The organism is Paraburkholderia sp. GAS334, from assembly GCF_050436625.1.
Lineage (GTDB): Bacteria > Pseudomonadota > Gammaproteobacteria > Burkholderiales > Burkholderiaceae > Paraburkholderia.
Genome location: NZ_JBNDMO010000048.1, coordinates 1 through 16,048, shown reverse-complemented (window position 1 = coordinate 16,048; position 16,048 = coordinate 1). Strand labels below are relative to the sequence as shown.

Genomic DNA, 16,048 nt, shown 5'->3' with positions numbered 1-16,048 from the left:
TGGAGCCCTCGATAGCGACAGGACTGGAGTCTTCATAGACAACATTTCGCGTCGTTATCTATATGTGATCAGGACGCGACAACGGAGAATCATCAGTGCTTCCGTCCGAAGCAAGCTTCAGCGGCTTCAGCGGGGCGCAAGCCGGAGACAAAGTAGCCCTGAATAAGCTCTACGGTCGCGGCGTCGAGGCGGTAGGGCACGCGGATAAATCCGGCTGCGACGGCTTCCTCGAACCAAGCCCGCGTCCACGCGTCCAGGTCCCGCACATACTCGGGCGTGAGCTGGTTGAATTTGTCGAGCATAATGAACTCGGATCTCCGTAGAATCGTATGGCGTTGAGTGGCCCGCAAATACCGAATTACATTGCGCGCTAGGACACACTCATCGCCGGACGTTCGCCCTCAGGCGGAAACACACGCCAAGTGCCGTCATCGTGCTGAAAGAAGAAAATTTCAAGCGAGCCTGCCGATCGCAACGCCTCGACGCGCACATAGCGTCGCTGATTCGAGCGCGTGCGACTAAATCGGGTTACCCGAACCGGCAGAGCCGGAGTCGGCCCAAGCCATTTTTCGATCAGCAAACGCACAGACTTTTCTGCGCTAGCCATCGGCTCCTCCTTCAACTTCGTTCGCGTTGATTCGGCCTGCGCCCTGTTACATGCGCTACGACGCCGCTTGTGTCATGGGGAATTTGGTCCTTCGCACGATTCTTTGGGGACGTTGCGACGAAACACCGGCGGCTACCATCGCGCGGACTTTGTATTGAGAACCTCTAACTCAGGATACGAGGCGCGCGCCACCTTTCTTCTTGGCGCGATTCAACATCTTGAACTTCCTCGATACACATCGCCACCCCGGCGACATGTCGCGCCACGCCCTTGCGCGGCCTCTAATTTGCAGGTGAACCGCAAGAAAAAATAGATGCAGACTGCTGCTAAAAAATCAGATCAGACCAAGCAGGCACGCGAAACGCTGGCGGCAGGTCGTGCAAGCAAACATCCGTGCAGGGAGCATACAAATGGAAGTACACGAGTTGATTGAGACTCACAGGTTGTCGATCGAAAGGGGTGATCTCAAGCTGGCGAAGGACATTTGGCTCTTGATCGATTAAGGCGATACTATCCATTCCTAATTAATTATCGCCTGTCGATACGTAATAGTCCCTTTGCGAGGCGCGAAAGCGGACATTGGCGAGTGGTCGTTAAAGGCGTGACTTGAACGGCCGGTTTGGCACCGACGACAAGATGTACATCATCGGTGGTCGAAGGACCGTTGACGGGAGTGAAGCGGTCGCACGGGTGTCCAAATGGCGGCCGCGACGAATGACTCTTCCTGGCCGAGTCCAGCCTGAAATCGGCTAGGCCGAACGTAACGCCGCCGACCTGAAGCCGACGGTCGTTCGCCCCGGGTATGGCCGCCGAAAAGCGGTCGGCGCCGCGGCGTGGGTTTCCACTTATGGAAGGCGGCAGGATCACTCCCGACCCGGCCCGTAGCTCTTTCGATCGAGTCTGGCCAGCGTCTCGCTGTGAGAGCGCCGACAGTCAATGTCACTCCGGGAATCCCTCCGCTTCAACCGGATCATCGCGCTGACGCATGAGCCAATAGACCCCACCCAGTGCCAGAAGTGCGACGGCCAGCGCGCCAATTCGGTAAGGATCGGTGTTCGGATCAAGAATGATGAATTTGCGCGCGATCGCGAGCAAAGCGATCAGTACGACCGTTTTCACCTGCACGATATGATCGCGTCGAAGCATCACGCGAATGATGGAGTGCTTGAACTCCATCGCAATCAGCAACGTCATGATCATGCCAAAGACCGTCTGGAACACAGCGTGATCCAGCGGGTTCAGCGCTTTCAACAGGAGCAATGCGACTACCGCGTGGATGAGTTGCCACAGTGATATGGCAATGATCACGGAAATGACGATGCTCAGAATATGAGCGACAGCCTGTTCGAAGCGTTCGTAAAAACCGAGGACGTGCGGCTCCAACCGGAGCGCGTCCAACGCTCTGCGGGCCTTATTCCTTTTCTCATTCATAGTTAGCTGCTTTGATCCCACAGTGCCGCCGGGCGGCGTGGCGAATAAATACCACGCCGCCCGGGGCATGCTACCGTCCGACCCTACGCGCCGAAGAACTCATTTGATCTCGATCTTCCTGACCGCGGAGCCGGCGGAAGTCGTTTTTGGCAAACAAAGCGTCAGGACGCCCTTGTCAAACTTTGCATCCACCTTGTCGACGTCGACCCCATCGGGCAGCGGAATCATGCGAGTGAATGAGCCGTACGACCGCTCCAACCGGTAGCAGCCGTTTTCCTCGCTCCTCGTGTCCTGCTTCTTCTCGCCACGCAGAACGAGGACGCCGTCTTCGATGGAAGTCTGCAAATTCTCGCGATCCATGCCCGGCAACTCAGCGGTGATACGCAGCGCGTCGCCGTCATCGACGACATCGATGCGCGGCTGGAACCGCGATGAACTGAAGTCGCCGAACCATCGGTCAAGACCGCTGACGCCTGCGAACGGATCGTGCAGGAACTCGCCCATCGCCCGCCACGGGTCCGATGAGAAGAACCGGGACACATCGGGCCACTCGGCCAGCCAGTGCTTCGACGTTGGTGCACTGGGCGATGATTGCTCGCCGGTTTTTTCGGTTTGCGTTTTGCGCAGGAATTTGAACGGGTTCCATTTGCTCAGATCAGTGTTCATTTCATCCTCCTACAAATTGCAAGATGATTGACGTACGGTGCACGTGGAAAAGTCCGACCTCGCTCAAACGTGCTACGCGGCCAAACCCAACGCTTGCGCCGATTCACCCCATACACCACGATTGATCAGTTGAACGGCGTATTGCATCGCTTCGCGCTCAGCTTCCTGCTGACTGCGCCACCGTTCGCCGTAACGCGGCAGGTGCCAGTCGGCCAGCACGTCGCCGTTCATGCAGATCTGCACGATCGCCACATAGCCGTCAGGGGCGGATACCGGCGTGTGAATGTATCGAACCGGCACGGTACGGATGTTGATTTGATGCCCTTTCCAGGACTCTTGTGTGACGCTTTCCATTGCAAACTCCCAGAAATGCAATGGTGGCGCCCAGCGGCGCGCCACCAGGTTTCCTCATTGTCGTAATGGTGTGCTCCGGGTTACCCGACCCTGACCTCGATGCGACGAGGCTGAGCCTTTTCACTGCGCGGAATGCGCAGCTTCAGCACGCCGTCCTGCAGGTTCGCTTCGATCTTTGCCGTGTCGAAGTCCGGACTCAGCGTGAAGGCCCGGAAGTAGCTGGGCGCCGGCATTTCGGCATGCCGCAGCCGCAAGCCGTCGGGTGTCGGCACGCGGGCCTCGGCCTCGATCACGAGGTTGCCGTCCTGCACCTTCACATCGAGCCGGTCCTTCGAAACACCGGGTAGATCGGCCACAACCGTGATGCCCGTTCGGTCCTCGAAGACATCGACGGCCGGCACGATGGTTGCCCTGCGTTCCGCGGACTTCGCCTGCGTGCTCGGCGTCACGCTGGTTGGCTGTTCGCGTTCGATAACTTGAGTGGTATCGCTCATGGCTCTCTCCTCAAATCATTGGACCGTAATCGACCGGGGCTTCGACGACTCGTGCTTGCTCACCGTCACGCACAGACAGCCGTCCACATAACGCGCCTGCACCTTGTCAGGGTTAGCGTTCTGCGGTAGTTCGATGACCCGCCGGAAGGTGCCTGCGAAGCGCTCCCCGGCGTAGACCTTCCGGTCGCTGTCGCCGTCGGGCGTTGCTGACTTGCGCTCGCCGCTGATCGTCAACAGGCCCTTGTCGATCGAAACATCGAGTTCGTCCGGCTTCATGCCGGGCGCGAATGCGACGATCTCGATGGTGTCGTCGGTGACGCCGAGGTTGACTTGCGGGAAAGCACCGTGTCCGATGGAGCGGATGCTGGACGGGAAGCCTCCGAAGAGTTCATCGATCTGCCGCTGCAAGCGGTTGAACTCGCTGAAGAGGTCGCTCCCGAAGTAGAGATCACTCATGGTCGTATCCTCCTTTTCAAACATGAAAGGAAGGCGAACGGGCGCACGCGCTCCAGTTCGCCTGCCAGGCCCTCTGACAAACAAATCGAAACACGCAGCGCGATAACGCGACTGCCTGTGCGAAACCCAGAATAGGAACGCCCGCGCAAAATTTCAAGGGAGTGCGCCGGTTGGTCGCAGCAGCGCGAAGGCTGTCGGGACGCTGTGAGTTTCGCTCACTGAATCGGCGGCACGGAGCCGAGCTTTTGGGCGAGCAGGCGTTCATAGACGCCAGAATTAAGGTCGACCTCGGCCTGCGCAACTGTGTTCACCGTCAGCGTCAGCTGCTCGGGCAGCAAGCCGAGTACGGTAGCCAGCGCCACCTCTAATTGTGCGGCGCAAAGGCGGTCTTCCGCGACGGTGGTGCCGACAAAGATGTCATACGCCTTGTCCTGATCACGAAACACGATTTCCACGAGCCGCGCACGAGCGCTCAAGTTGTTTTCGATCGCAAGACGCGCCACGTCGGCAACTGTTCGCAACGTTTCCGTCGGAAAACCTCGTGTCGAGCGCAGTCTCACCCGGTGTTTGCCCAGCGTCAGCCATTCCACATCGAAATCCATACTCGCCTCCTCGTTAAAAAACGCAATGCGCGCCGAGAATAAGGGCGACAGAGCGGATTTCAAGGCTCGCGCGACGTTACCCTGGGCCATCCAACGTACCCCCTTGAAATTTCGCGCGGGCGTTCCTATTCTGGGTTTCGCTCAGGCAGTCGCGTTATCGCGCTGCGTGTTTCGATTTGTTTGTCAGAGGGCGTGGCAGGCGAACTGGAGCGCGTACGCCCGTTCGCCTCTTTCCAGTCTCTCGAGTGCAGATGTAAGGAGATATGCCATGAAAGCACACAGCAACAAGCGTATGGCTGTCGCCTCGGCCCTCGCGGCGGCGTTCATGTTCGGCCTCACCGGCAGCGCATTTGCGGCGCAGGCCACTGGAGCGGCAGGCGGCACCGTCACGGACAACAGCAGTGCAGGTAGCTTGCCGCGAGCCAGGGGCGAAAATGTGCCGGGACGCAGCACCAGATAGTCGAGTCCGCTCGCGATCAGGTAATCGTCCGATTCGCACTTCATGCGGGCATAGTGGCGCAGCGCCTCGGGAGCACGTTCCGGTGCATACGCCAGCAGGGTGTTGATCACGACAAAGCGGCCCACGCGTGTTCCTTCGAATAGTCGGCGACCTTCTGGATCGCATCCCGGTCGATCAGCCGTTCCTCGTTCGCCCCTTCCGTTTAGGCCGACCCGCGGTGTAAATGACCGTATGCAAACAGGCAAGCGCATCGGAGAAATCCTTCGTCAGGTCGGCGGTCACCACTCTCGCCCGAGTGCCGATAAATAGTCGATGTGCGCGTGTTGCGGACGAGCGCGTGAAATGGAATGCGCGCGCCACGCAATTCTCCCGCCACCAAGCGGCCCTTGCGGCCGGTAGCGCCGATCACCGCATACTCATCGTGTTTCTCCTTTCAAAGGACATGCGCGGCGACGGCGCTTCTCATGCGCATCGATCGGGCACCGCCGCGCGACGCCGCGTTGTGAGTCACTCGAGCGTGAACCTGACTCCGAATCGACGTCCGATTTCTGCGCATGCCTGTACGCGGATTTTGTGCGGATGGTGCCCGAATGCGATAGCCAAATGGATTGGCGAACGGCCTTATACCTTTAGCCCAACAGGCACTAGACTTCAATCATCTGTAGCGTGATCTCCGCACGAGACTTTCGGGCGACGTGACTCCATGTCGACGTTCGCCACTCATGGAGGGCAAGCCCATGTCGAAGTCCATTCAAACGGCCGAACAGATTCGCGACGAAACACAACGGCGCGTCGAGCAGCTTTCAGCCGACGTCCCCCACCATCTGCGAGTCCGCGTGCCGCTGCCCGAGCGGCATCCGCCCGATGCCTCCGGCCGGAACTGGGACATGCTCGCGCTCAATGAGAGCGGCGCCGACTATCTTCGACAGGTCAGGCGTGTCATCGAGGACATGCGTACGGAGTTCGTTCTGCCGGATTGAGACGAACGTGCGCCGGCCAGTGCGTTCAATAAATCGAGGCGGCGTCGCGGCAGACGTCGGACACCGTATGCAGACACACACGCTTGCGTGGCGAGGCTACGAGATCGCGGTGCAACCGGAGCAGAACGAATTCGGCGCATGGCGCGCGAAGGTCAGCGTACGCAAGGCTTCGGATGTGTTGACCGAGTTTCGTCCCGAGACCGTGCAGCCGGAATGGTTAACCGAGGCCGAAGCCGTGCGTGACGGCTTCGAATGGGGCCGCCGCTTCATCCGGCAAAAGATCGAAGCGCCGGCGGATTCCCTTGACGGTTGACCACACGCATGACCGAACACAGACTTGGGCGAGGCACACATGGTCAAGATCTATGGACGCATGCGGTCGGCGGAAGGCTATGCGATCCGCGATTTCCTGCATCGTTGCGACATTCCCTTCGAGTGGATCGAACTCAGCAGCGATGAAGAGGCGGCGAAGCTGGCACACGTGCAGCACCTTCGCGACTCGCGCCTGCCGGTATGCGAGTTTCACGACGGCACGCGACTCGAATGTCCGACCATCCGGCAGATCACCGAAAAGCTCGGCTGGTTCCGCAGCCCGTCACGTTCGGAATACGATCTCGCGATCTATGGCGCCGGGCCGGCCGGTCTGAGCGCCGCGGTCTACGGTGCATCCGAGGGATTGCGCACCGTGCTGGTGGAGCGCTGGGCCGTCGGTGGGCAGGCCGGCAGCACTTCGAAGATCGAGAACTACCTGGGGTTTCCGGGCGGTGTCAGCGGTACGGAACTCGCCGAGCGGGCCCGCGCTCAGGCAGTCCGGTTCGGCGCGGAAATCCTGCTGGCCCGTGCCGGCGTACGCGCGGATTTCTCGACGGGCAACGGTATCGTCTATCTGGAAGACGGTTCGCGGATCACGGCACGCACGTCGGTGTGCGCGACAGGAGTCGCGTACCGGCTGCTCGAATTGCCAGACGAAGCGCGCTTCAGCGGCGCAGGTGTGTACTACGGCGCGGGTGCGAGCGAGGCGTCGCTGGTCCGCGGCGAACACGTATACATCGTGGGTGGCGGCAATTCGGCGGGGCAGGCCGCGATGCATTTTTCCCAGTACTGCAATCACGTCACGATGGTGGTGCGCGACACGTCGCTGAAAAGCACACTGTCGCAGTACCTGATCGACCGTATTTCATCCGCGTCGAACATCGAGGTGCTGACCTGCACAACCGTTACCGCATTGCACGGCGACGACGTGCTACGCGAAATCACGCTGACCGATCGCCGCAGCGGCGAAGCGCGACGCGTGAAGACGAACTGGCTCTTCGTTTGCATCGGCGGCCTGCCGCAGACCGATTGGGCCAAAGAAGTGGGCGTGGCTCGCGATGAAGCCGGCTATCTCGTGACGGGCCCTGACCTGCACGACACGGACCGGAAGCTGCAGTGGCCGCTGGATCGCGAGCCGCTGTATCTGGAAACCAGCCTGCCCGGCGTGTTCGCCGCCGGCGATGTCCGCCACGGCTCGATCAAACGCGTGGCGGCCGCCGTCGGCGAAGGAGCCACGGCGGTGGCGCTCGTGCACCGCTATCTGAGCCGCGCATGATGTGCTTCATGTGCCTCACATGAGTGAGGCGCCGTCCGCTTTCTCTGTCGCAATCTCATCACCAGGAGCTGACCATGACTCCCACCTGCACGCATCTGGATGGAATCCGCGTATTACAGACCACGAAGCACTATTGCGAGGACTGCGTGAAACTCGGCCACTCCTGGGTGCATCTGCGGCTCTGCATGTCGTGCGGTCATGTAGCTTGTTGCGACTCGTCGCCCGATCGCCATGCGAGCGCGCATTATCACGTGACCGGCCACCCACTGGTGCGTTCCATCGAACCGGGCGAATCGTGGATCTGGTGCTATCGCGACGAGATGATCGCGGGAGAAGTGGCACTGTAAACGGGTACAACCGGCGGCGTTGATTCCACCGGTCGCACCCGTCGTTTCCGAGCCTCAGGCCGAGGTTTCGGCGGCTTTCCTGGCTTCTTCACCGGTCGATTCCGGCGCCCCCAGCTTCTTCACACGTACGGCCTTTTCGCCGGCATCCCAGCGGATTTCGACGGCATCGCCGCTGCGCACATCGCCTCGTAACAGCGAGTCGGCGAGTTCCGATTCCACTTCCAGACGGATCTTGCGCTTCAACATCCGCGCGCCGAACTCGGGATCGTATCCAACCGTGGCCAGATGATCACGCAGTGCATCGTCGAACGACAGCTCGATATTCTGCGCGGCCGCCGTGCGCTTCACGCGCTGAAGCTGCAGGTCGACGATCCGGCGGATCTGCTCCTTGCCGAGCGCATGGAACACAACCACTTCATCGACACGGTTCAGGAACTCCGGCTTGAAGTGATGCCGCAGGATTTCCATCAGCCGGTCGCGCAGCGCGGGATAGTCCAGCTGTTTCGAATCGGCCTTCATGTTGTCCTGAATCATCTGCGAGCCGATGTTACTGGTGGCGATGATCACGGTGTTGGTGAAATCCACGAGCCGTCCCTTGCCGTCCGTCAGACGTCCCTCGTCGAATAGTTGCAGCAGGATGTTGTGCACTTCGGAATGCGCCTTTTCGATCTCGTCGAGCAGCACGACGCTGTAGGGGTGGCGCCGCACGCGCTCGGTCAGCTGGCCGCCTTCTTCGTAGCCGACATAGCCGGGAGGTGCGCCGACGAGACGGGCCACCGTATGGCGTTCCGAGTATTCGCTCATGTCGATGCGCACGAGCGCGTTCTCGTCGCCGAACACCGCGGCGGCGAGCGCCTTCGCGAGTTCGGTCTTGCCAACGCCTGTCGGTCCGAGAAAGAGGAAGCTGGCGATCGGCTTGCCAGCTTCCGTCAACCCCGCGCGTGAAAGTCGCACGGCCTTTGATACGGCCGTTACGGCTTCGTCCTGGCCGACAACCCGTTCCCTCAAACGGTCTTCCAGACGCAGCAGCTTTTCGCGATCCTCGGCCGTGAGTTCGGACACCGGCACGCCGGTCAACGAGGATACTATCTGCGCGATGTCTTCCGCCCCGACTTCCTGCGAACTGGTGCCGCGTTCCTTCTTCCAGGCCTCGGTCGACTCGTTCAGACGCGCTTGCTCGGCCGTGATTTTCTCCTGCAGTTCCTTCGCCTTGTCGAACTGTTTGGCCGCGCTCGCCGAGTCCTGCTCCTGACGCAGACGACGGATAGTGGCCTCGATACCGTGCAGAGCCTGCGGTCGCGAGTTCGACGAAATGCGCACGCGTGCCGCGGCCTGGTCGAGCAGGTCGATGGCCTTGTCAGGCAGGAAGCGGGCGGCAATATAGCGATCCGACAGCTTCGCCGCGGCCGTGATCGCCTCTTCGGTGATCTTCACCTTGTGATGCGCCTCGAGCCGGTCGCGCAGGCCGCGCAGGATATCGATCGTTTCCTCGACGCTCGGCTCGGGCACCATCACTGGCTGGAAGCGCCGTTCAAGCGCCGAATCCTTTTCGATGTACTTCTGGTATTCATTGAGCGTGGTTGCGCCGATCAGATGCAGTTCGCCGCGCGCAAGCGCCGGCTTGAACACGTTGCCGATATCGAGCCCGCCTTCGCCGCCGCCCTGGCCCGCACCGACGATCGTATGGAGCTCGTCGATGAAGACGATCAGCCGGTCCTGGTTCGCGACGATTTCGTCGAGCACCTGCTTGACGCGCTCTTCGAATTCGCCCCGATACTTCGCGCCCGCCACCACGCTGTTGATGTTCAGCTCGACCACGCGCTTGCCGCGCAGCACTTCAGGGATCTGGTCCTGCGCGATGCGTTGCGCCAGACCTTCGACGATCGCCGTCTTGCCGACGCCCGGCTCGCCGATCAGTACCGGGTTGTTCTTGCGGCGCCGCGCGAGCACTTCGATGGTGGTTTCGATTTCCTTGTCGCGGCCGATCACCGGATCGAGCTTGCCGCGCTTTGCCAGCTCGCTCAGATCGCGCGCGTATTTATCGAGCGTCGGGGTGGAGGAGCGGCCTTCGACGCTGCCGTCTTCCGCGCCCTGGCCCACCACCTTCACTGCTTTCTGACGCAGCGATTGCGACGTCAGCCCGAGTTTGCGCAGCAGCTCGCCGGCGAAACCGTCTCCTTCCTCGACGAGACCGATCAGGATGTGTTCCGGGCCGACATAGCTGTGGTCGAGCTCGCGCGACGCCACGAGTGCATTTTCGAGCGCGCTCTTTGCGCGTGGCGAAACGCCGATGCGGGGCTCCTCGCCATCGGTTTTGGCCGTACCGCGCGGCGCGTCCTGGTCGATGGTGCGTTTGATATCGTCGGCATCGAGCTTGAACTCGCGCAGGATTTCGTTGACCACGTTGTTATCGGCGAGCGCGAGCAGCAGATGTTCCGTGTCGACCTCGTTCTTGCCGAACTCGACAGCTTTCTGCGCGGCCGCCTGCAGCCGGTCGAGCCCGCTTTCGCTCAGAAAGCTTTGCAGGTCGACGGCCTCGCGTGCACGCCTGCGTCGGCGAGGGCGCGCACCGCCGCTGTCGGGGCCGCCCGCTGCTTCAGACGGACCGGATGGCCCGGCCGAAGCCGACGCGCGGCCAGGCGCGGAACGCCCGGCCCGCTCCCAGTCCGTGCCGCCGTTTTCGAATGGCGACCATCCCTCGTCGAACAGGCGCTCGAACAGCCCGCCGTGGAAAAGCGACTCGAGCGGCGACAGGCTGCGCTGATGGCGTGCCATGAACTCCATGTGATGTTCGTCGCAAAGCATTAACTGGCGGCGCTGGCCGTTCTCGGTGATCGTAATCTGTGTAGTCGCCGGTTTGCCGCAAACACTGCATTTGGCCATGATGTTCCTCTTCAGGTTCTGCCCACGCGCTGTGCGTTGCGATGTGGGCGACTGGGCTGTCCATATCCTGGATATTTCTGCCTCGCCGACGCACTGCTTCACGATCTCTCGCGGCGAGACCTCGCGGGTCACCTGATCTCGATCTGCTTTGCGGTCTGTTTTGTCTCGCCCGCTTTGGGCACGCGTATGGTCAGCACGCCGTTGTCGAAGCGCGTGTCGACACGATCGAGGTCGACACCGGACCGCAACGGAATCGCCCGCTGAAATTGCCCGAACGCGCGTTCCACGCGGTAACAGCCTTTTTCTTCGCCCTTAGACTCGATCTGCTTGTTGCCGCTCAGCACCAGCATGTCATTGATCACTTCGAGCTTCACGTCGTCGCAGCTCAGGCCCGGCAGTTCGGCGAGGATACGCAAGGCGTCGCCGTCGTCGACCACGTCGAATGCGCGGCTGAAACCAGCTGGGATTGAAATCGCCGAACCACTGTTCCAGCGGCCCAGGCCGCCGAACGGATCCCGGATCAGATCGGTGAGCAGATGTAGCAAGGCACCGCTGAAAATGGCGTACGCACCGATCATCCAAACAAGTGCAAGCGCGCCAGCGCCGGACCACGCGATCACGAGCACGCCGAATACCAGCGAAATAGTGCCGGTTGCGTACAGCGACCGGGCGCGGCGCAGGCGACCACGCGACCGGGTGACGGTAACGAGATCGAACACGCCTGCCGCGATGGCGTTGACGCGCCTCACAATGACGAGCACTAGGGCGGTGACGGCCGGCAGGAAGATCGCAATCACACCGGCGACGACGCTGAACAATCCCAGCAGCAGTGGCGCCCACCAGCCCCATTTGTCATGACCATGACGGATGGCCCCGCTGATTGCGCTGATGCCGCTGATAGTCGCGTAGGCCACGTACAGCGCGACTAGAAAGGCAAGCGTAAGACCAGATAGAGCCAACGCCAGCATCCACCACGCGTGTCCGAGCAGATCGTGCATCGTGAGGCCTCGCGTAGCAATGAACTGTATTCGCCTCTGGCGGAGCCATTGAAGCCATGCATTCAACCCTACGCGTCGACAGAAGCGACTTCTTTCTCATTCCTGCGAAGACTTGTCGGGATTCTGCAATCCTGGCGTGCGCCTCCCGGATGCCGGCAATTCGCTTCGCGCGGCAAGGCGGAATGCGCGGGGAGTCATTCCCGTGTAGCGATGAAATACTTCGGTAAATGCTGCTGGGTCTGGAACCCATGCGGGCCGCAACGTCAACGAGCGGCACCCGGCTCGAAGACAGCATCGATTTGGCGAGCGTCAGCCCCTCCGTCGTCAGATGAAAATGAGTGGGGAACCGGTGGCTTTCTTGAATGTACACGCGAAGTGCGACGGACTCGTATGCACCAGCGCGGCGAGATGCTCAACCTGAATGTTCTCGGCAATATGTTCGCTGATGTGGATGTTGATGCGCATCAGTATATGCTGGTCGATCAGTATTTCGGGATCGCTCGCATGAGCGCTGCGGCTGTAATGGTACGAGACATGCGAGGCAATGACGTCGGCGAAGTCCTCGAGGCAGCCGACTTCCACGGCGGCGGTTTGCGAGACCGAAATGAGCGTGTCGGTCGCCGCGCGCAGGAACGGATCCCAAGCCTGGAACCATAGTGGCAACTCACGGGCCGTCGATCCGAAAACCCTGTCGCGATTTGCTTTTGAGCGTGTGCGAATCGATCGTGATGACGAGCCCTTGCGGATCGTCCCCTGGGCGCGGCTAATTGTGCGGTGGCTGAAACGAAAGGCGGTACACGGTACACTAACGGTGACGTGGTTACATTTGCCGGTTGCGTCACGGCTGCTTGCTTCTACGGCTGTCCTGTCGGCCGGTACCAGCAGGTAGATGTCAGGACGTATGCCAGCCGACCGGTCGACGCACTCAGCGTTTTTTCCACTCCTACTCCAAGCTTAGTACGTGTTTTGTGACAGCCCGTGCCCCTGCCCCGCGAATAGAAAAATGGCGCATTCGCCAATCCGGACGGTGTGCGCAGGCGGCGTGACTTATAACGTTCGACAATGACGTCCGCCCGTTGCGTTTTCAAGCAGCTATCTGCAAAGAAACAGCATGAACCCGAAAGACCGTGGCGCATGAGCTGCCACATCGTCAACTGACCTTCGCGCGACGCATGTGCAATCCGCACCCGCTGTGTGCGCGCGGCGTATCGGCGGCCGCCCGGGAGCCAAATCATGGACAGAAAGAAAAGCTGGCTGCGCAGGGATTTCGATGCGCTGCGTCTGCAGTGGGACGTACTCACCTTTTATGAACGCTTCGAACAGCTTGTCGCGCATGTGCTGAGCCTAGTGATCTCCGTCATCATTCTCGTGTCGCTTTGGCAATTGATCCACGCGGTTACTGCATTGCTGGTTTCGGACGCGCTGAACCCGCTCGATCACGCAGTGTTTCAAACGGTCTTCGGCATGGTCATGACGTTGTTGATCGCAATGGAATTCAAACATTCGATTACGCGCGTGATGGCGCGGCGCGATCATATCGTTCAGGTCAAGACGGTGGTTCTCGTTGCGCTGCTTGCCATCGCCCGCAAATTCATCATTCTCGATCCGGCCAGCGCACCCGCGCAGATCGCGGCGCTTGCGTTTGCGCTGGTGGCGCTGGGGAGCGTCTACTGGCTGATGCGGCAGCGCGACGATCCGGTCGACGCGACCACGGCGGCGGACGCCGAACTCGACCGGACCATGTATGCACAGCGGCAGCAGGAAACACGATCCAGCGAAGGTGCGCAGCGGGGCGATTGACTCGGGCTGCCGCGCGATGACAGCGAAATCGCCGCTTTAGCGAACGTCGTCGACGGCCACGCGAGACCCGGATCCCGCTTCCGGTTCGACCTTCGACACGAAGGTTTCGAGCGCGAGGCCCTTCGCTACGATTTCCCATACCGGTATCCCTGCGCGAGGTCGATTCCCGAACGCTGTACCACATCGTGTCCTGCAGCGCTCTCACGAACGTCTCCCGCATACATCTCTATGACAACTTCGGCCACCTCGACAACCGCGCTGGAAGAGAGCCAGCCATGTGTCTTCGAGTCGATGAGAGCCCAGCGCACATGCGTGACACGGCCAGTTGCAGGGTTAATCCGGACGCCGTCCATGCAAACGTAGCCATATCTACCTCCATCATCCTGACAAAAGTATTTCAACATTATGCGCTGCTCCCGCAAGACACGGCGGGGCGCACCGGGGAAGCGAGCGGGCTTCGGCCTTCGTTGCCGGGACCGATCGTAGATCGTACGTGTCGGTTGTACGTGAACGCCCTCACAAGCCCGTCGACGCTTATTACATCCTGCGTAGCCCCCTCCAGTTACGCACGCAGTTCTTCCCAGCTCCTGCCAGACGTGTAATCTTGTTCTGATCAACTCCCGGGGCCAGTATCTGGTTCGAGAAACTCTTGTCGCTCTGGTTTAATCGCCAGCGCGGGAGTCCGGGGTCGTCGTTTTGCTCGCAACTTCGCCAAATTAGTCAGCTACCGACGTTACGGTGGGCAAGCCGGTATGCGCGCGGCGTCACACCGGTATATCGATGAAACACTTCGGTGAAATGCTGCTGAGTCTGAAACCCCGCGCGCGCGCCAACGTCAACCAAGGGAAGGGTCTCCTGGCACAACATCGTCCTGGCAAATTTCACTCGTTCGAGTGTCACGTACAGATGGGGCGGGTTGCCTGTCACCGTTTTGAAAGCGCGTGCAAAGTTTGATGTACCCATGTGCACCAGCACTGCGAGTTGCTCGACCAAAATGGTCTCGGCTATGTGCTCATGAACGAAGGCTTGAACGCGAGTCAGCATTTGACGCGTAAGAGGCGTGTCCGGCTCGGCCGCACCAGCACAGTGCCCGTAGTGGAGAGCGATGTGCACCGAGATGACATCGGCGAAAGCATTGGCGCAGGCAGCGTCGATGAGCTCCGCATGATGCAAAGCGTCCAATGTGTCCACGGCCTCACGCAGGAACGGATCCCAAAACCTAGACCATGTCGGGACCGCGACAAACGCTTCTTGCGAGACTTGCCCAAGTACGCCCCTTTTGAGTGCGATAACCCATCCCTTGGGATCGTTGTCAGCGATCGTGGCCAACTGCGCCCCAGCCGGAATAACTGCGACAAATGGTGCACTTATCAGGATGGAGTGACTCATTCCGAAGTCGTCGCAACCCGCAGCCTGCACAACGGTGCTACCTGTCGGTATCACGAGCCCGAATTCCTGCACTGGATTCAGCCCGCCATTGGTGAAAGCAACGCTCATCGGTTGGCAGCGTAACCCGTGATCCCGGGTCGATGTTGTTTGCTTCATGACAAGCAGAAGTCTCCTCGTTGCCTCGTCGAATACCTAAGCTTACGTCGAATTCAAGACTGCTTAAGGCAAGTTCGTTATATGGGCAGATGCGGCTGGCCGAAAGATCGTCGCTCACCATCGCGGCAATCCGGAGGAATAGTCCCGTCGCCGAGGCCGTGAGAAATTGCAGCCCGCGATTGTTCGCGCCGACGCTGGACACGGTCCACATCAGACCAAGGATGATCCGTCCGGCGGTCTCGCCGCATGAAGTTGTTTCCGGACACTTTCCCGTCGTGGTAAGGCACAGGTCAACCACGGTGACAAAAGCTTGGATTCGACCGCGCGGGCCGGCCATATCCTGGGCGCTGAAGTACCGGGGTCGGACACTGCTCGCCATGGTGTTGCCGGCCTTTTCGGCAAACTCGGCCAGCTTGAGGTTCATTGCCTTTCCTCTTCCATAGTGTTCTCCAGCAGCCTAGCTGCTTGCCGAACGCGCACGAGCTGCCATAGGCGCAGAAGAAGCAGTTCAGGCGGCAGCCGGTTCAGACTATGGACCCGCTCGGATCCATGCTACGCCTCACCGTTGATTGCCGGCCAGACCTGCCAGCTTCCTGACGTTGACCATTGCTGCCGCCGAAACCGCACCGCTAAAGCTTCGTTTTTCATTGCCGAAAACATCGGTTGGAAAACAAAAAGCGCATCAAGTTTGGCCCGGATCACACGATGTGGAATGAGGCCCGCGCGCTTGAGCTCAGCGTTACTGAGGTTGACCCGCTTCGACGGACAGATTTGCAGTTGCGATCGATGTGCGGTTTAGCCTCCATTGAGCGATGAGTCGCGGGTTGTCCACCGTCG

At 60.3% G+C, this 16,048-nt stretch carries 18 protein-coding genes; 5 read left to right on the top strand and 13 right to left on the bottom strand.

Annotated elements, in window-relative coordinates; genetic code table 11:
* Positions 1 to 92: 92 nt before the first annotated feature.
* The 8 genes from P3T21_RS36020 to P3T21_RS35985 form a co-directional block, all read right to left on the bottom strand.
* On the bottom strand, positions 93 to 302 hold the full coding sequence (locus P3T21_RS36020; RefSeq protein WP_429260640.1) for a hypothetical protein: 210 nt from the start codon (positions 300 to 302) through the stop codon (positions 93 to 95).
* Positions 303 to 1,546: 1,244 nt separating this feature from the next.
* Entirely contained in the window at positions 1,547 to 2,038 is a 492-nt protein-coding gene (locus tag P3T21_RS36015; RefSeq protein WP_429260657.1) for a phosphate-starvation-inducible PsiE family protein, read from the bottom strand.
* A gap of 99 nt (positions 2,039 to 2,137) precedes the next feature.
* The gene (locus P3T21_RS36010; RefSeq protein ID WP_429260639.1) at positions 2,138 to 2,704 is read right to left on the bottom strand and encodes an Hsp20/alpha crystallin family protein; all 567 of its coding nucleotides are present in this window, start codon (positions 2,702 to 2,704) and stop codon (positions 2,138 to 2,140) included.
* A 72-nt stretch (positions 2,705 to 2,776) separates the two neighbouring features.
* Positions 2,777 to 3,058 (bottom strand): hypothetical protein, encoded by a 282-nt coding sequence (locus P3T21_RS36005; protein ID WP_429260638.1) that lies wholly within the window; start codon positions 3,056 to 3,058, stop codon positions 2,777 to 2,779.
* Between the two features lie 80 nt (positions 3,059 to 3,138).
* Positions 3,139 to 3,552: an Hsp20/alpha crystallin family protein gene (locus tag P3T21_RS36000; RefSeq protein ID WP_429260637.1), complete on the bottom strand. Its 414-nt coding sequence runs from the start codon at positions 3,550 to 3,552 to the stop codon at positions 3,139 to 3,141.
* A 15-nt stretch (positions 3,553 to 3,567) separates the two neighbouring features.
* Positions 3,568 to 4,008 (bottom strand): Hsp20/alpha crystallin family protein, encoded by a 441-nt coding sequence (locus tag P3T21_RS35995; protein WP_429260636.1) that lies wholly within the window; start codon positions 4,006 to 4,008, stop codon positions 3,568 to 3,570.
* A gap of 215 nt (positions 4,009 to 4,223) precedes the next feature.
* A complete protein-coding gene (locus tag P3T21_RS35990; RefSeq protein ID WP_429260635.1) occupies positions 4,224 to 4,610 on the bottom strand; it encodes a hypothetical protein in 387 nt (128 codons plus the stop codon).
* A gap of 183 nt (positions 4,611 to 4,793) precedes the next feature.
* On the bottom strand, positions 4,794 to 5,195 hold the full coding sequence (locus P3T21_RS35985) for an NAD(P)H-binding protein (protein WP_429260634.1): 402 nt from the start codon (positions 5,193 to 5,195) through the stop codon (positions 4,794 to 4,796).
* Positions 5,196 to 5,807: 612 nt separating this feature from the next.
* On the opposite strand from P3T21_RS35985, the gene P3T21_RS35980 reads away from it, so the two are divergent.
* The 4 genes from P3T21_RS35980 to P3T21_RS35965 all read left to right on the top strand — a co-directional run bounded on the left by P3T21_RS35980 (position 5,808) and on the right by P3T21_RS35965 (position 7,985).
* The gene (locus P3T21_RS35980) at positions 5,808 to 6,050 is read left to right on the top strand and encodes a hypothetical protein (RefSeq protein ID WP_429260633.1); all 243 of its coding nucleotides are present in this window, start codon (positions 5,808 to 5,810) and stop codon (positions 6,048 to 6,050) included.
* Between the two features lie 67 nt (positions 6,051 to 6,117).
* Complete coding sequence (locus tag P3T21_RS35975) at positions 6,118 to 6,363, top strand: DUF6566 family protein (protein WP_429260632.1); 246 nt, start codon at positions 6,118 to 6,120, stop codon at positions 6,361 to 6,363.
* Positions 6,364 to 6,402: 39 nt separating this feature from the next.
* On the top strand, positions 6,403 to 7,638 hold the full coding sequence (locus tag P3T21_RS35970; RefSeq protein ID WP_429260631.1) for an NAD(P)/FAD-dependent oxidoreductase: 1,236 nt from the start codon (positions 6,403 to 6,405) through the stop codon (positions 7,636 to 7,638).
* Between the two features lie 74 nt (positions 7,639 to 7,712).
* On the top strand, positions 7,713 to 7,985 hold the full coding sequence (locus P3T21_RS35965; protein WP_429260630.1) for a UBP-type zinc finger domain-containing protein: 273 nt from the start codon (positions 7,713 to 7,715) through the stop codon (positions 7,983 to 7,985).
* A gap of 54 nt (positions 7,986 to 8,039) precedes the next feature.
* Here the strand turns inward: P3T21_RS35965 and P3T21_RS35960 are convergent, their stop codons facing one another.
* The 3 genes from P3T21_RS35960 to P3T21_RS35950 all read right to left on the bottom strand — a co-directional run bounded on the left by P3T21_RS35960 (position 8,040) and on the right by P3T21_RS35950 (position 12,448).
* Positions 8,040 to 10,868: an AAA family ATPase gene (locus P3T21_RS35960; protein ID WP_429260629.1), complete on the bottom strand. Its 2,829-nt coding sequence runs from the start codon at positions 10,866 to 10,868 to the stop codon at positions 8,040 to 8,042.
* Between the two features lie 128 nt (positions 10,869 to 10,996).
* Positions 10,997 to 11,866 (bottom strand): Hsp20 family protein, encoded by an 870-nt coding sequence (locus P3T21_RS35955; protein WP_429260628.1) that lies wholly within the window; start codon positions 11,864 to 11,866, stop codon positions 10,997 to 10,999.
* Positions 11,867 to 12,190: 324 nt separating this feature from the next.
* The gene (locus P3T21_RS35950) at positions 12,191 to 12,448 is read right to left on the bottom strand and encodes a hypothetical protein (protein WP_429260627.1); all 258 of its coding nucleotides are present in this window, start codon (positions 12,446 to 12,448) and stop codon (positions 12,191 to 12,193) included.
* A gap of 651 nt (positions 12,449 to 13,099) precedes the next feature.
* Between P3T21_RS35950 and P3T21_RS35945 the strand changes: the two genes are divergently transcribed.
* The gene (locus P3T21_RS35945; RefSeq protein ID WP_429260626.1) at positions 13,100 to 13,666 is read left to right on the top strand and encodes a phosphate-starvation-inducible PsiE family protein; all 567 of its coding nucleotides are present in this window, start codon (positions 13,100 to 13,102) and stop codon (positions 13,664 to 13,666) included.
* A gap of 720 nt (positions 13,667 to 14,386) precedes the next feature.
* On the opposite strand, the gene P3T21_RS35940 is transcribed toward P3T21_RS35945, so the two are convergent.
* Positions 14,387 to 15,055, bottom strand: coding sequence for a helix-turn-helix domain-containing protein (locus tag P3T21_RS35940; RefSeq protein ID WP_429260625.1), 669 nt, complete (start codon positions 15,053 to 15,055; stop codon positions 14,387 to 14,389).
* 37 nt (positions 15,056 to 15,092) lie between these two features.
* Positions 15,093 to 15,635, bottom strand: coding sequence for a hypothetical protein (locus tag P3T21_RS35935; RefSeq protein WP_429260624.1), 543 nt, complete (start codon positions 15,633 to 15,635; stop codon positions 15,093 to 15,095).
* Positions 15,636 to 16,048 lie beyond the last annotated feature (413 nt).

What these genes read in the sequence shown, in the direction of transcription:
- P3T21_RS35975 (WP_429260632.1), top strand. Translation starts at nt 6,118, where the DNA reads ATGCAGACACACACGCTTGCGTGGCGAGGCTACGAGATCGCGGTGCAA.
- P3T21_RS36015 (WP_429260657.1), bottom strand. Translation starts at nt 2,038, where the DNA reads ATGAATGAGAAAAGGAATAAGGCCCGCAGAGCGTTGGACGCGCTCCGG.
- P3T21_RS35960 (WP_429260629.1), bottom strand. Translation starts at nt 10,868, where the DNA reads ATGGCCAAATGCAGTGTTTGCGGCAAACCGGCGACTACACAGATTACG.
- P3T21_RS35940 (WP_429260625.1), bottom strand. Translation starts at nt 15,055, where the DNA reads ATGAGTCACTCCATCCTGATAAGTGCACCATTTGTCGCAGTTATTCCG.
- P3T21_RS36010 (WP_429260639.1), bottom strand. Translation starts at nt 2,704, where the DNA reads ATGAACACTGATCTGAGCAAATGGAACCCGTTCAAATTCCTGCGCAAA.
- P3T21_RS35945 (WP_429260626.1), top strand. Translation starts at nt 13,100, where the DNA reads ATGGACAGAAAGAAAAGCTGGCTGCGCAGGGATTTCGATGCGCTGCGT.
- P3T21_RS35955 (WP_429260628.1), bottom strand. Translation starts at nt 11,866, where the DNA reads ATGCACGATCTGCTCGGACACGCGTGGTGGATGCTGGCGTTGGCTCTA.
- P3T21_RS35990 (WP_429260635.1), bottom strand. Translation starts at nt 4,610, where the DNA reads ATGGATTTCGATGTGGAATGGCTGACGCTGGGCAAACACCGGGTGAGA.
- P3T21_RS35995 (WP_429260636.1), bottom strand. Translation starts at nt 4,008, where the DNA reads ATGAGTGATCTCTACTTCGGGAGCGACCTCTTCAGCGAGTTCAACCGC.
- P3T21_RS36020 (WP_429260640.1), bottom strand. Translation starts at nt 302, where the DNA reads ATGCTCGACAAATTCAACCAGCTCACGCCCGAGTATGTGCGGGACCTG.
- P3T21_RS36000 (WP_429260637.1), bottom strand. Translation starts at nt 3,552, where the DNA reads ATGAGCGATACCACTCAAGTTATCGAACGCGAACAGCCAACCAGCGTG.
- P3T21_RS35935 (WP_429260624.1), bottom strand. Translation starts at nt 15,635, where the DNA reads ATGAACCTCAAGCTGGCCGAGTTTGCCGAAAAGGCCGGCAACACCATG.
- P3T21_RS35970 (WP_429260631.1), top strand. Translation starts at nt 6,403, where the DNA reads ATGGTCAAGATCTATGGACGCATGCGGTCGGCGGAAGGCTATGCGATC.
- P3T21_RS35980 (WP_429260633.1), top strand. Translation starts at nt 5,808, where the DNA reads ATGTCGAAGTCCATTCAAACGGCCGAACAGATTCGCGACGAAACACAA.
- P3T21_RS35965 (WP_429260630.1), top strand. Translation starts at nt 7,713, where the DNA reads ATGACTCCCACCTGCACGCATCTGGATGGAATCCGCGTATTACAGACC.
- P3T21_RS36005 (WP_429260638.1), bottom strand. Translation starts at nt 3,058, where the DNA reads ATGGAAAGCGTCACACAAGAGTCCTGGAAAGGGCATCAAATCAACATC.